We start from the raw sequence: 14,650 nt of genomic DNA on the forward strand, positions 1-14,650 counted from the left end.
CCTCTCTTTATGACCTGATTTCTTTTTTCTCCTGAGTCTTACTGCAAATTGATTTCTTTAAATCGCCCACACTTCATTTTGTTGGCATAAATCCATTGTCCTGCAAATCATGTATGCCCTGCCGAAAAATATGTTTTACTCTACTGCCAATCCTTCTGCTTTCATAACATCGACTACCTGTGCCACATATTTTGCACACAGTTCATCTGTCGCAGCTTCTACCATGACACGGATTACAGGTTCTGTTCCACTCTCGCGGACAAGGATACGCCCCTCATTGCCAAGTTCTGCTGCTACATTGTCAACTGCCTTTATAACCTCCGGATTCTCGCGTGCTGTCTTCTTATCTGCCACACGGACATTCTGAAGAAGCTGTGGATAGATCTTTACAGGCTCTGCCAATCTGGAAAGGCTCATTTTCTTCTCCAGAATTACTTCCATGATCATAAGTGAAGTCAGGATTCCATCACCTGTTGTTGCATGTTTGCTGAAAATAATATGTCCGGACTGCTCTCCTCCAAGAGAAAAGTTATTCTTGCACATATTTTCATAGACATATTTATCTCCGACTGCTGTCTTTTCATACTTCATGCCAATCTTGTCACATGCTTTATAAAGTCCCAGGTTTGACATTACAGTTGTAACGATGGTGTCACCATTCAGGCGTCCATTCTCCATGAGATATTTTCCGCAAACATAAAGGATCAGATCTCCGTCGATCACATTTCCTTTCTCATCGACAGCAATGCATCTGTCAGCATCTCCGTCATAAGCGAATCCTACATCCAGATGATTCTCTTTTACATACTGCTGCAGGACTTCAATGTGAGTAGATCCACAATTGGTATTGATGTTCGTTCCGTCCGGCTCACAGTTAATTACATAAGTCTTTGCTCCAAGTGCATCATAGACACTCTTGGCAATCATAAACGCGCTGCCGTTAGAACAGTCAAGTCCGATTTTCATATCCTCAAATGATCTTGTTGCAAGTGAAATCAGATATCCGATGTAACGGTTTCTTCCTGCTGCGTAATCAACAGTACGACCAATATCTTCTTTTTTTGCCAACGGCAGTTCGTCAATCTCTCCATCGATATATGCTTCAATCTTAGCTTCTACCTCTGCCTCCAGCTTGTGTCCTTTTCCATTGATCACTTTAATTCCGTTATCATAGAATGGATTATGGCTTGCAGAAATCATAATTCCACAGTCAAAGTTTTCTGTTCTTGTCACATAAGAAACACTCGGTGTTGTTGTTACGTGAAGAAGATATGCATTCGCTCCTGATGCAGTCAGTCCGGCAACGAGCGCGTACTCAAACATATAGCTGCTACGTCTTGTATCTTTTCCGATCACAACCTTTGCTTTGTGATCCTGTCCGTAATACCAGCCAAGAAAACGTCCCACTTTAAATGCGTGCTCTACTGTTAAAACTACATTTGCCTCTCCACGAAAACCGTCTGTTCCAAAATATTTACCCATTTTTCTTATCTCCCAATTACTTTTTAATCTTATCTGTCTAAATTGGAAATTCATAATCTGTATACATTTTCTCATAAATGATCAGATTTTTTGAACTTCTTTGGTTCAGACAAATACAGTATCTTTTTCTTATTATACTGTTTTATTCTTTATTCGACAACCTTTTGGTATATTTTCCTGCTTTACCTTATACGTTCATCTTTTTGCAGATTTCCCTTGCCACGCAGATACCATTTGCAGATGCCTGCTGAAGTCCTCTTGTGATAGATGCTCCGTCTCCCATGACGCGCAGATTCTTGATATTTGTCTCAAATTTATCGTTCACTACTACTTTATTCGAATAAAATTTTACTTCCACGCCGTAAAGCAAAGTCTCATCCGATGCAATTCCGGGTGTTACTTTATCGAGTGCCTTAATCATCTCATCTATCGCGACCATGATACGATGCGGGAATACCAGTGATAAATCTCCAGGCACAGCATCTTTCAATGTCGGTGTAATATTGTTTCTCTGTAATCTTTCTGCAGTTGTTCTTCGTCCTCTTCTGAAATCACCATAACGCTGAAGCAAAATTTTGCCGTCGCTTAACATATTTCCAAGCTGGGCTATATGCTTGCCATATTCGATTGGTGACTTAAAAGGCTCCGTAAAATTCTTAGATACAAGGAGTGCAAAATTCGTATTCTTTGTCTTCATGTCTTTTGACTTATAAGCATGACCATTGACAACTGCAAGTCCGTTATCATAGTACTCTGTTGCCACTTCTCCGGAAGGGTTCGTGCAGAATACGCGTACCTTATCGTCAAATGTTGGTGTATAGTATACAAGTTTTGCCTCGTAAAGCTTCTCATTGAGTTCCTTCATGATCTCATCTCGGACTTCTACCCGGACACCTACATCAACAGTACCATTCTGTGTTTTAATACCATGATTTTTACAGATTCCTTCAAACCAGCTTGAGCCTTCTCGTCCGATACCTGATACGATTTCATCCGCATAGTAAGTTTCCTCTTTGTCTGTGACGACCCCCTTTGCCACACCATCCTCGATTATGATATCCTGTACCATAGTCATGAACTTGATCTCTACACCTGAAGCCAGCAAATGTTCCTGCAGTCTTGTGTAAATCTTATATCCTTCCTCAGTTCCAAGATGGCGGATCGGACATTCGATCAATTTGAGATTGGCACGAATTGCTTTCGCCCGGATCCTCTCGATAGCTTCGTAATCGTCAATTCCATAGACCTTCTCATCTGCCCCGAATTTCAGATATATATTGTCTGCTTCTTTGATCAGTTCTTCCGCCTTCTCATAGCCAAGAATCTCCGGCAAAGTTCCCCCTACATCTGGTGACAGAGATAGTTTTCCATCGGAAAATGCGCCTGCTCCCGCAAATCCTGTTGTGATAGAGCATGGCTTACAACCCACACAGACCTTCGTCGTACGCTTCGGGCACTGGCGCTTCTCGATAGAGCGTCCCTTCTCAATCATTAACACTTTCATATCCGGTTTCTGCCTCATGAATTCATAAGCACAGAAAATACCGGAAGGCCCTGCACCTATAATAATTACGTCATATTTATTCATATATCTGATCCACCTTTCTGTGAATAAAAAGTATAACATTTCCATATAAAAAAGACAAGGTAAGTCCCGAAGCCATGTAAGCCTTCCGGCTCATTTTTCTCCGTTAATTAATTACCTTGTCCATAGTGTCCTGCCCAATAATATCAATCAGTGAATGACTGACTAAAAATTCATAAAACTTTACCGCTTCTTCTGCCGATATCTCATTCCTGTGCTTCGAGATCCAATACTTGATCCCATTAACCAGGGTCATAGCCTCATACTGCAAAAATGTCTCTTTGCTTATAATTTCTCCTTCTTTAATATGTATCGGATTACGCTCCACGACTACACGCACCAGATTACAGATGTTGTGATATAGCATATCTTCAAAGGAATTCTGCCCCTTCACTTCAAATACTCGTGCATAATATTCTTTATCCGCAGCAATCTTTTTAAATATCATCTCCAATGCAGACCTTGCCATATTCATCTTCACAAGTTCCGTCGCACTGCTAAATACATCTTCCCACAAAAGCCACTCCATTACTTCATATTTATCCCGGAAGTAATTGTAGAATGTCGGGCGTATTACCCCTGCTTCATCCGTGATCATCTTAATCGTAATCTTGTCAAAAGATTTCTTCACGACCAGTTCTTTGAATTTCTGCCCTAGAAGCGCTTTTGTCATCTCGCCCTTGCGTTCCATGATTATCTCTTCCTCACAACATAATCTGTGAATTATTGTACCAAATCGCTGGCGCGATGGCTAGCGTTACGTACAATAAGGTCGCCACTTTTTCTCAAAAATAAAAGTAGCAGTTTTTTTGTATATGTTATATTGTTAAGTTACCACACTCAAACAATTACACACAAAANTTATTGTACCAAATCGCTGGCGCGATGGCTAGCGTTACGTACAATAAGGTCGCCACTTTTTCTCAAAAATAAAAGTAGCAGTTTTTTTGTATATGTTATATTGTTAAGTTACCACACTCAAACAATTACACACAAAAGAACTGCTATGCTTATGTTATCATGTTTTTTTATTCTTAACAATTACATATCTGATTTTTTTATTCGTCCGCCTCCCTTTAGGTGTTTGTTTTTACTTTTTTATTACAAACATCATTTATTTTAGGAGGTTCATTATGGACAAATATTTTAATTCTTACAGAGAGATGATTTCTCTCCGTGGTCTTACCGACCATACAATCAAAAGTTACTCTACATATATCAAGGCTTACTTTGATTTTTTGACTGACGTGATTCACAAATCCCCGGAAGATGTTTCTTGGGATGAGATGCGTCAGTTTATCGGCTGGGTTCAAAATACCCGCTCCCTGTCAGACCGTACCATCAATGCGGTTATCTCTCAGTTACGTTTCTTTACCATTTACGTACTTCATAAACCTTGGGATGATACGCAACTCCCATTCCGAAAATTCGATAAATACCTGCCTTATGTGCCTTCCCAGCAGGAAGTAAAAACCTTCATCTCCACCATTCCGGATTTAAAGCAAAAAGCCATGATTGCTCTCATGTATTCTTCAGGTCTTAGAATTGGCGAAGTCTGTCATCTGAAATATCAAGATATAGAACGTTCTAACATGAGAATACATATTTCTCATAGCAAGAATCGCTCGGACCGCTATGCTGTCCTTTCAAAAACAGCATTGGAAATCCTTACACAATACTGGTTTGCTTATCATAAACCTGTGGACTGGCTTTTCCCAAAACAACATAATAAATCGAAACCAATTGACACGTTTTATCTATCTAGACATATCCATGAACACGAGCAGCGACTCGGATGGCCTAAACGCATTACCTGCCATTCTTTTCGCCATGCTTTTGGTACCCACCTTTATGAAAACGGGGCAGACCTTCTGACTATTCAGGCATATCTCGGACATAGGTCTTTGGAATCAACAACCATCTATGTTCATCTTGCCACCAGCAGTATGCGTAAAGCCATTAGTCCTTTTGACATGATGGGAGGTGATTTCCTTGCATAAGCCTCCCAAAATCCAGCAGATTTTTCTAAACTCCTATGAGGATTTTCGTTCTTCGGTTTCTCATATGTCAGGAGTACAGGAAAAAGCAGCAACGGCCATACTGAACTGTAAATCAGGCAGTCTCGGTTGTAACATCAGCCAGTGTACCGACTGCGGCCACATGGAGTTTCACAACAATTCCTGCCGTAACCGAAACTGTCCCAACTGTCAGGCAATCCTGAAAGAAATCTGGATTGACAAGCGACGTGCGGAAGTCATTGATTCACCGTATTTTCATGTAGTGTTTACCGTTCCTCATGAACTGAATCCTTTGATTTATGGTAATCAGGAACTTCTGTATTCTCTGTTACACAGATGCTCCTCTGAAACACTTCTTGAACTTTCAAGAGATAAGAAGTATCTCGGAGCAACACCCGGCATCATTCAGGTTCTGCACACTTGGGGACAGACACTAAATTTTCATCCGCACATCCATTGTATTGTTTCCGGCGGTGGTCTGTCTGCCGACCAAAAACTTCGCAAGTGTGGTGAAAAGTTTTTTATTCCGGTTCACGTGATGGCAAAAGTATTCCGTGGAAAGTTTCTTTTCTATCTGCAAAAGCACTATGCCTTTGGAAAACTTGTTTTCTTATCTTCCTGTGCAGAACTTCGGAATTCTTACTCTTGGAATGAGTTCCGTGATTCTCTTTACAAGATGGATTGGTGCCCGTACATCAAAGAGACCTTTAACGGTTTCGGTAATGCCATTGAATATCTCGGTCGTTATACTCATCGGATTGCCATTACGAATACACGCATTCAATCTGTAACAGAAACGCAAGTTTCTTTTTCGGCTCGTGATTACAAATCCGGCGAGGCCAAAACGGTTATACTTGAAAATAAGGAATTCATCCGTCGCTTCCTTATGCATGTGTTACCATCAGGTTTTCAGAAAATCCGCTACTATGGTTTTCTGAATAACCGTACCAAAACGAAGAATCTGAAAATCATCTTCAAACTGCAGGGGTATCAGAAATTCAAACAGCGTTATGCCGGACTTTCGATTGCAGAACTTCTGAAAGAAGTCTGGAACTATGATATCCATGTTTGCCCGGCTTGTGGCTGCAGTAGTATGACACACCTTGGAAAGTCGTATGCTTATCGTAGTTAACCTTGTTTTTGTTCCATATGTTTCATCAGGCCTCCCTATGGAAGGTCTTGTCGGCATGCCTTGAAACAAAAAGTGTTTATTTAACACACTTGTTTTCAATTACAAAACACTTGTTTTCATTGCTTTTTGAGAAGATTTGAAAGATACAATTCCCATATACTTCTCAGAAAAACGTCCGCGAATTGGTACAATTATGAAGAATCACATTTAGAGCAGTTCCACATTTTTGAAAACTGCTCTTTTTATGTCTGCTAAAAATGTGATACTTCGCTTAAGAATTATAACACAGATTCCGTGTTCTAAACAAGACGGAACCTGTGCCTAAAATATCAGATTCAGTATTTCACCCCTCCATGAAATACCAAGTCCACTGTTTATTTCTGTTTATAATTCTGATAGCCTTTCGCCTCACGCGGATGCTCGCTCCAGAGTTTATCCGCACACTCTGACCAACACTTCGCGTAAGTATGACATTTGCCACACAGATGCTCCACTGTTTCCGGTGACTGAAGATCTGTGGATTTGGCACCTGTCTCATGTACCATCTGCTGCAGCAATTCCGGATTTTCCAGCATCGGACATGGTTTTAAATGATTACAGTTAAATGGCTGATGATCCCGATATGCCATAAAAAGCGGCTGTCTGAGCGCATCTAATAAAGATACTTCTTTTATATTGGCTCCAGAATAATGGATAAATACACACGGTTCCACATCTCCGTTCGGATTAATGTGGCAATAATTTCTTCCCCCTGCAATACAACCGCCTACAAATTCACCATCATTCTGGAAGTCCATAGCAAAAATAGGTTTTCCACCGTTCGTGGAACGAATCTTACGAACTCTGTGATACATATATTCTCTCTGCTCTTTTGTCGGTAAAAGTTCCACTGCCGCATCATTTCCTACCGGCATATAATGGAAATACCATGTAAATCTACATCCTTTTTCAATGATCATATCCAGGAACTCATCGGACGTAACTGTCTCAATGTTCTTACTTGTATAACAGATAGATGTTCCAAAAATCTGACCGGAAGCCTTCAGCAGATCCATAGCATGCAATACTTTTTCATACACACCTGCGCCTCTTCTGAGATCATTAACTTTCTCAAATCCTTCCAGACTGATAGAAAGAGACAGATTGCCGACTTCTTTCATCTGCTCGCAAAATGCTTCATCAACCAGTGTTCCATTCGTAAATGCATGGAATGCGCAATCATTATGTTTCTTACACAACTTTATAATGTCATCTTTTCTGACAAGCGGTTCTCCGCCAGTATACATATAGAAGTAAATTCCAAGCTCTTTTCCCTGTGTAATAACACTGTCCAGGTCATTGTATGTAAGATTCAGCCGATTTCCATATTCTGCCGCCCAGCAGCCGGTACAATGCAGATTACAGGCACTGGTCGGATCCATAAGAATCAGCCACGGGATATTACAGTCATATTTCTTACGCATTTCACGGATTGTCTTTGTTCCGTAAAATGCTGCCTCATATCCCAGATTCAATGCAGTCTGACGAATGACATATGGATCCAATTCATCAATCATGTGGTTGACATATTTTACCCATTTATTATCTGGATCTTGAATCATCTTACGTGTAGCCTCATAACTTTCTTTTTGGAAATTGTCTCCCATATATTTTTCTGTCAGATCTACCAGTTCCAAAAGACCTTTTTCACGATCTTTCTTCACATGTTTTAACACTGCATCAATCGCGGTTCCATACGCTGCTCTGGCAGCCTTATGTGTCAATGTACCCATATCACATTTCCTCCTCGTATATCTTATTTTTTCAATATTTGAGCTGATTATCAACATTGCACATCAATACATGCAATATTGAATCACTACATCTACTCCTGCAATCAGGAACAATGCGCCACCTGCAAGATATGCCTGACTATTATGCACTGTACCAAGCCTATATCCTACATATACACCACCAATTACACTCAGTACCGTAATTGGGAAAATCGTCAGTGACTGGTGTATCATTTGCGCTTCCAGAAACCCCATTCCAATTCCCGCAAGAAATGCATCTACACTTGTAATAAGTGCCAGAAATGTCGTTTTCTTCCAGTCAATTTCATCATTGCGCTGTTCAAGAATGTTTCGCTTCTTAAGTCCCTTCCAGATCATATATATGCCTAATCCTATAAATATCAGAACTGTCACTGCCTCCCAGTGATCTGCAATTCGTGAACTTGAATTTGAAGAATCCCAGAATATTGGCAACAGAGTAAGCAGATTTCCTACAATCAGACACCCCCATTGAACACCTCCGAAAAGCAGGCATAAACCAAATAGATTTTTCTTATTGATCTTTGAAAATCCAGTCCCCATATAAGCCATCGCTACAAATACATCTAAAGACAATCCTGCTGAGATTATTACAATCTCAAGAACAGACATAACCATCACCTGCCTTGTACTCTTAATTATGTTGTGATGAACAAAACCTTTCACTTCTCATGCATTTGCTCACAAATAAGTAAAAAAGTTTTGTTCCGTCCCTTGACATCATTGTATTAAAACATGAAAAAGAAAGGAATGTACAAAAGGTGGGAAACGTTATCCAAATGCTACATTTATAAAAATATGTCATATACATTCTCACTCTCTGATAGAAAATGTTCTTCATCTGCCATAGGATTCACAATATAGAAAAGAACACCTTCCAAAAAATCTGCATTTTTCAGAAAGTGTTCTTCTTAATTCAAGAATGCCTCGGCATTCTTGCTGCGAGGTGCGCGTCATGCAATTGCATGACATACTTCTATATTCTTTTTTTCTTAGTGATGGAACAGACGAATACCTGTGAATGACATCACCATGTTATATTTGTTACATGTATCGATAACATGGTCATCTCTTACAGAACCACCAGGCTGTGCAATATATGTAACACCACTCTTATGTGCTCTTTCAATGTTGTCTCCAAATGGGAAGAAGGCGTCAGATCCAAGAGCGACACCTGTCAGTTTGTCCAGCCATTCTCTCTTGGCCTCTCTTGTAAATACTTCCGGCTTTTCTTTGAAAATATTTGGCCATGCGTCATCTGAAAGCACATCCATATAATCCTCACCGATATAAAGATCAATTGCATTGTCTCTGTCAGCACGACGGATATGATCTACAAATGGAAGATTCATAACCTGTGGAGATTGTCTTAACCACCAGTTATCTGCTTTCTGTCCTGCAAGTCTTGTACAATGAATCCTGGACTGCTGTCCGGCACCAATTCCGATTGCCTGTCCATCTTTTACGAAGCATACAGAATTGGACTGTGTATATTTCAAAGTAATCATGGAAATTGCAAGATCAATTTTAGCCTGATCTGTCAGTTCTTTATTCTCTGTAACAATGTTGGAGAAAAAGTCATTGTCGATCTTTAATTCATTTCTTCCCTGCTCAAATGTAATTCCAAATACTTCTTTATGTTCAATCGGGTCTGGTACATAATCCGGATCGATCTGAATAACATTGTAATTACCTTTTTTCTTCTCCTTCAGAATCTCAAGCGCTTCCGGCTCATATCCAGGAGCGATCACGCCGTCAGATACTTCTCTCTTGATAAGTTTTGCTGTATCGACGTCACAGACATCAGAAAGTGAAATAAAATCACCAAAAGATGACATACGGTCTGCACCTCTTGCTCTTGCGTAAGCGCTTGCAAGCGGTGACAGTTCACCAAGATCATCTACCCAGTAAATCTTAGCCAATGTCTCATCAAGCGGAAGTCCCACTGCAGCTCCTGCAGGTGATACATGCTTAAATGATGTTGCAGCCGGAAGTCCTGTAGCTTTCTTAAGCTCACTGACTAACTGCCATCCGTTAAATGCATCCAGAAAATTGATATATCCCGGTCTGCCGTTCAATACCTGAATCGGAAGATCCTTTCCATTCTTCATATAAATCTTGGATGGTTTCTGATTCGGGTTACATCCATACTTTAATTCCAGTTCTTTCATGATATTCCTCCTACTGATTCTTATTTATGATCTTTGTCTCATAAGTTCCGGTTGCAATATCAATATAACGCACAAAAAGTGAAACTTTATTATCTGCATTCAGACTGTTCCATACAAGATCTGTAAATGCTTCCATATCATCCGGAATGCTGACAAGCTTAGGCTCCCCTTCAAAACTTGGAAGTGGATTACCATCACACTTGTATGTATGGATAAAATGTCCCTCTCCTGCTGCTGGATTCTCATATGCAAAGGTATAGCGGTGTGAACTCTCCGGATTACCATTGTTGCTCTTTAAAATAGACATTGCATAGTTGTATGTTCCATTCTCAATATGCATGATTCCGGAAATACGAGGAGTATAATTCGGTCCGTCCGGCTCAAATGTACGACTTCTCAGTGACTGTTCAAAAGTGAGCTGCTTGTCCATGCCTTCATAAATCGTGTCTGTCTGGTCGCCATTCGTCACAATGGTCTTATTACCAAGCACACGCACCGGTGCATAAATGATCAGACTTGGATCTGTAAGCTTTGACGGATCAAATGCCTGTGTACGGATTCCTTCTCCGTCTTCTACGAACACGCGGTTTCTGCTGTTCTCACTTCTTCCCATAATAAAATATGCGGTCACAGCCTTCGTACCGTCCGCACTTCTACCAATAATAATTCCACGTCCCGGGTAGGAATTACTCTGTAATTCTTTTTCAAGATTCAACATTTCCATGAATATTCTCCTCCACAAGTATTCTAGTAACTGATCAAATCACATAATTGATTATATCATCATATGATTACCGATTACTACGCGCTATGCGCTCTCACAACTATTATATAAAAAATAATGATGTTTTTCCAGTCTTATTTGTGGTATATTATAAATAACTATTTAACCATTTTCATACATGGTTTTATATCAGCTGGGGGATTGCCTCCGGCAGGATTGCAGAGGTGCGCAGTTGAAGTGTGTCATGCAATTGCATGACACGCACCTCGCAGCAAGAATGCCGAGGCATTCTTGAATTATCTGAATACGGAGGAAGAAACAATGAAAAAAAAGCATTTATGCCTTGTGTTAACGCTTATCTTTGCGTTATTACTTGGCGGATGTGCCAGCGGTGAGACCGCAGACAAGTATGTAGGAGATTTGATCACTTCTATAAAAAAAGAGGATCCGTCTTCTCTATCTTCTTTTCTGGAACAGGGAATTTCAGATGAGAACGAAACATATGTACTTCAGTTTCCGGACGAGCTAAAAGATTCTTATCTTAAGTTCCTTCAGGCATCATTTAATGCCGTAGAATTTGAGATAAATGGTGCTAAAAAAATTGACGATGAACGTTATTCCGTGCAGCTTACTTTTACTCCACTGGATATTGAAGCAACGACGAAAAACACTTGCGAAAAATATAGTCCGGCCATCTCTTCTACAGATTTGAATGCCGAGATGACAAAGCTTCTCGAAAAAGCAACGGAAGCTGTAAAAAGCTCTCCTTCTTACGAGAACTCCACTCAGCTTACACTGGAGGTTAAGAAGTCAAAAGACGGTTACAGCCTAGACGACGAGCAGTTACAGAAATTATTCTCTGCTACTATGGATAACATTATGGCACCATATGATAGTGTATGCGAGATACTGGACGCTCAGGATTACCTCACATCCTGTCTGAATGCACTGTTTAAAAATGATGTGGCTGAATATGCAAAACATACTGGCGAAGACGAGTCTTCTGTCCAGTCTCAATTAGAAAGTTCTATGTACGCACCACCGGAAGAGCTCAGTGCCTCATACACAGAGCGTTACAGCGCCGCGCTGAAAGCAATCTGTAATAACTGTCAGTATTCTGTTGGAACACCAAAGAAACAGGACGGATTATTCAATTACATGATTGATGTAACCGTAACTCCGAATACAAGCTTCCAAAGTGCTATGAATGAACTCGAAACTGGAACTTACTATTCTGAGGAAGAAGTAGATCGTGCTCTTGTAGAATTGATGGAAAAATACGCTGCTGCACCAACTTATGGTGCACAGACAACGGTTACCGTTTCTCTGAACTTCAAAACACTGTCAGCGGCCGGTGCCGAAGATTCTGAGATCACTTCATTAATTGATACCATACTTCCAGTAGCATAGAGCATTCAGAATAAAACTGTATAAAAGAACCTGCCCCAAAATTGTGAGGCAGGTTCTTTTATACTTATATCACTATGAATCCAATATTGAATCTATTTTGTCAGAAGCATCATAATATCATTGCTTCTCTGAACAAATGCTGTCATCTCTTCTGGATTTAATGGCTTATGTGCCAGCATAGCCAGATCATACAACTGCTTGCAGATCAGAGATGTATTTTCTCCATCTTCATGTTTCTGTACATACTGTACCAGTGGATGATTTGCGTTCAGGATCAGGGTATTCTCTCCACCCATATCCATTCCCATGGAATCCATTCCATACATCTTCATCATCTCCTGCATACGGCGGCTCTGCTCTGATAATGTCATAATAGAAGCTACATTGCTGTCTTTCAGTTTCTCAACTTTCACATCCAGCTTGTCATTACCAAGCTCTTTGCGGAATGTTGCAGTCAGACTATCTACAGTCTTCTGGAATGCTTCCTTTTCGTCTTCAGCAACTTCCTCTTTTGCATTATCTGTAACATCTGCATCAATTCTCTGGAACTGAACATTCTGATAGCGCTGCTCAAGCTGTGTAATGAACGGAGAATCAATGTTGTGTTTCAGTACAACTGCATCCTGTCCCTGTGCACGGAACATATTGATATACTGACTCTGCTGAATCTCATCTGTTACATAATAGATAGTTGTCTTCTTCTCTTCTGCATTTTCCTCGGCATTGTCTGGTGCCGCATTTTTATCAAGTTCTTTCAGCTCTCCACCATTTGCTTCTACGCAGTCTTTCAGTGTCAGATATTTTCCGTCGATATCCTTAAAGAGAACTGCATCTTTCATCTTGTCACAGAACTTCTCATCTTTCAGACAGCCAAATTTTATAAATGGACTGATGCTGTCCCAGTATTTCTCATAATCTTCACGTTTTGTCTTGCACATACCTGCAAGCTTGTCTGCAACTTTCTTGGAAATGTACTCAGCAATCTTGCCTACAAATCCATCATTCTGAAGAGCGCTACGTGATACATTCAGTGGAAGATCCGGGCAATCAATAACTCCCTTTAATACCATCAGGAATTCCGGAATGACTTCCTTAATATTATCTGCAATAAATACCTGGTTATTATACAGCTTGATCGTTCCTTCAATAGAATCATATTCTGTATTAATTCTCGGGAAGTACAGGATACCTTTTAGGTTGAACGGATAATCCATGTTCAGATGAATCCAGAACAACGGCTCTTTATAATCCAGAAATACTTTGCGGTAAAACTCTTTGTAGTCCTCATCACTGCACTCATTCGGATGTTTTGTCCAGAGCGGATGAATATCACTTAAGGATTCCGGACGCTTTTTAATCTTTACTTTATCTTTTGCAGGTGATACTTCTACAACTTCTTTTTCACCATTTTCATTCTCTTTTTCTTCGGTCTTGGCATCTTCATGAATGTGCTCAACAACCTCATCGTCCTCTTTCAGGTCTGCCTCGTCAATTGTCTCATACTCAGGCTCTGCATTTGCCTTTGATAAGAAAATCTCTACCGGCATAAAGGAACAATACTTCTGGATAACTTCTCTTACACGATACTCGTTCGCAAACTCCAGACAATCATCGTTCAGATACAATGTAATCTCAGATCCTACAGTCTGCTTGTCTCCTTCTGTCATCTCGTATTCCGTTCCACCATTACTTACCCAGCGTACCGGTGTTGCTCCGTCTTTGTAAGACAATGTGTCAATATGAACTTCATCTGCAACCATGAATGCAGAATAGAATCCCAGTCCGAAATGACCGATCATATCGTCTTCTGTTGTCTTGTCTTTATATTTTTCAAGGAACTCTGTAGCTCCTGAAAATGCAATCTGAGTAATATATTCTTCAACTTCCTCTGCTGTCATACCAAGACCATTATCAATGAACTTCAAAGTCTTCTCTTCCGGATTCACTTCTACATGAATTGATGCCTTATAATCATCCGGTAACTGGTATTCACCCATTACATCCAGTTTTTTCAATTTTGTAATGGCATCACAGCCATTGGAAATCATCTCTCTGACAAAAATGTCATGGTCAGAATATACCCATTTTTTAATAATTGGGAAAATGTTTTCACTGCTGATTGAAAGACTACCTTTTTTTACTTCCATTCTAATCACTCCTGTTTCTGATATTTTAAGCTGATTTAATCATTTGTGTTTTTGATGCCAGGGATAAAATCGAAACCTACATGAACTTACTCATAAATAAGCAAATACAAAATCTTGAAATCTCCCCGATTAAATCTATGATAATCCCTTGCTTTTTAAAAGTCAATAGA

11 protein-coding genes are annotated in these 14,650 nt (G+C 40.1%); 3 read left to right on the forward strand and 8 right to left on the reverse strand.

Going from position 1 to position 14,650, the window contains the following annotated elements; all coding sequences use genetic code 11:
* Window positions 1-135: 135 nt before the first annotated feature.
* The 3 genes from glmM to C7E02_RS13525 all read right to left on the reverse strand — a co-directional run bounded on the left by glmM (window position 136) and on the right by C7E02_RS13525 (window position 3,758).
* Window positions 136-1,482, reverse strand: coding sequence for a phosphoglucosamine mutase (gene glmM, locus C7E02_RS13515; RefSeq protein WP_005336953.1), 1,347 nt, complete (start codon window positions 1,480-1,482; stop codon window positions 136-138).
* 187 nt (window positions 1,483-1,669) lie between these two features.
* Window positions 1,670-3,109 carry an NAD(P)/FAD-dependent oxidoreductase gene (locus C7E02_RS13520; RefSeq protein ID WP_330575838.1) on the reverse strand — a complete coding sequence of 480 codons (1,440 nt, stop codon included), beginning with the start codon at window positions 3,107-3,109 and terminating at the stop codon, window positions 1,670-1,672.
* A gap of 64 nt (window positions 3,110-3,173) precedes the next feature.
* Window positions 3,174-3,758, reverse strand: coding sequence for a TetR/AcrR family transcriptional regulator C-terminal domain-containing protein (locus C7E02_RS13525; protein WP_005336950.1), 585 nt, complete (start codon window positions 3,756-3,758; stop codon window positions 3,174-3,176).
* Between the two features lie 442 nt (window positions 3,759-4,200).
* Here C7E02_RS13525 and C7E02_RS13530 point away from each other — a divergent pair, with 442 nt between their 5' ends.
* Window positions 4,201-5,067: a tyrosine-type recombinase/integrase gene (locus tag C7E02_RS13530; protein WP_005336943.1), complete on the forward strand. Its 867-nt coding sequence runs from the start codon at window positions 4,201-4,203 to the stop codon at window positions 5,065-5,067.
* Entirely contained in the window at window positions 5,060-6,217 is a 1,158-nt protein-coding gene (locus C7E02_RS13535; protein WP_105309385.1) for an IS91 family transposase, read from the forward strand. Before C7E02_RS13530 ends, C7E02_RS13535 begins: the two co-directional genes overlap by 8 nt.
* A 374-nt stretch (window positions 6,218-6,591) precedes the next feature.
* On the opposite strand, the gene C7E02_RS13540 is transcribed toward C7E02_RS13535, so the two are convergent.
* The 4 genes from C7E02_RS13540 to C7E02_RS13560 all read right to left on the reverse strand — a co-directional run bounded on the left by C7E02_RS13540 (window position 6,592) and on the right by C7E02_RS13560 (window position 10,923).
* Entirely contained in the window at window positions 6,592-7,989 is a 1,398-nt protein-coding gene (locus C7E02_RS13540) for a radical SAM protein (protein ID WP_105309860.1), read from the reverse strand.
* A gap of 63 nt (window positions 7,990-8,052) precedes the next feature.
* Window positions 8,053-8,646, reverse strand: a complete 594-nt coding sequence (locus C7E02_RS13545) for a manganese efflux pump MntP (RefSeq protein WP_105309861.1) — start codon at window positions 8,644-8,646, stop codon at window positions 8,053-8,055.
* 374 nt (window positions 8,647-9,020) lie between these two features.
* Window positions 9,021-10,199, reverse strand: coding sequence for a phosphoribosylaminoimidazolecarboxamide formyltransferase (locus C7E02_RS13555; RefSeq protein WP_005336936.1), 1,179 nt, complete (start codon window positions 10,197-10,199; stop codon window positions 9,021-9,023).
* Window positions 10,200-10,209: 10 nt separating this feature from the next.
* A complete protein-coding gene (locus C7E02_RS13560) occupies window positions 10,210-10,923 on the reverse strand; it encodes an IMP cyclohydrolase (RefSeq protein WP_022279381.1) in 714 nt (237 codons plus the stop codon).
* Window positions 10,924-11,244: 321 nt separating this feature from the next.
* Between C7E02_RS13560 and C7E02_RS13565 the strand changes: the two genes are divergently transcribed.
* Window positions 11,245-12,333, forward strand: coding sequence for a hypothetical protein (locus C7E02_RS13565; RefSeq protein ID WP_022279382.1), 1,089 nt, complete (start codon window positions 11,245-11,247; stop codon window positions 12,331-12,333).
* 92 nt (window positions 12,334-12,425) lie between these two features.
* Here C7E02_RS13565 and htpG read toward each other — a convergent pair whose 3' ends face one another.
* On the reverse strand, window positions 12,426-14,480 hold the full coding sequence (gene htpG, locus C7E02_RS13570) for a molecular chaperone HtpG (RefSeq protein ID WP_105309863.1): 2,055 nt from the start codon (window positions 14,478-14,480) through the stop codon (window positions 12,426-12,428).
* Window positions 14,481-14,650 lie beyond the last annotated feature (170 nt).

The organism is Dorea sp. Marseille-P4042, from assembly GCF_900290215.1.
In the GTDB taxonomy this organism is placed as follows: Bacteria; Bacillota; Clostridia; order Lachnospirales; family Lachnospiraceae; genus Dorea; species Dorea formicigenerans.

Coding starts and splice junctions, on each gene's coding strand:
- glmM (WP_005336953.1), bottom strand. CDS start 1,482: ATGGGTAAATATTTTGGAACAGACGGTTTTCGTGGAGAGGCAAATGTA.
- C7E02_RS13520 (WP_330575838.1), bottom strand. CDS start 3,109: ATGTTATACTTTTTATTCACAGAAAGGTGGATCAGATATATGAATAAA.
- C7E02_RS13525 (WP_005336950.1), bottom strand. CDS start 3,758: ATGGAACGCAAGGGCGAGATGACAAAAGCGCTTCTAGGGCAGAAATTC.
- C7E02_RS13530 (WP_005336943.1), top strand. CDS start 4,201: ATGGACAAATATTTTAATTCTTACAGAGAGATGATTTCTCTCCGTGGT.
- C7E02_RS13540 (WP_105309860.1), bottom strand. CDS start 7,989: ATGGGTACATTGACACATAAGGCTGCCAGAGCAGCGTATGGAACCGCG.
- C7E02_RS13545 (WP_105309861.1), bottom strand. CDS start 8,646: ATGGTTATGTCTGTTCTTGAGATTGTAATAATCTCAGCAGGATTGTCT.
- C7E02_RS13555 (WP_005336936.1), bottom strand. CDS start 10,199: ATGAAAGAACTGGAATTAAAGTATGGATGTAACCCGAATCAGAAACCA.
- C7E02_RS13560 (WP_022279381.1), bottom strand. CDS start 10,923: ATGGAAATGTTGAATCTTGAAAAAGAATTACAGAGTAATTCCTACCCG.
- C7E02_RS13565 (WP_022279382.1), top strand. CDS start 11,245: ATGAAAAAAAAGCATTTATGCCTTGTGTTAACGCTTATCTTTGCGTTA.
- htpG (WP_105309863.1), bottom strand. CDS start 14,480: ATGGAAGTAAAAAAAGGTAGTCTTTCAATCAGCAGTGAAAACATTTTC.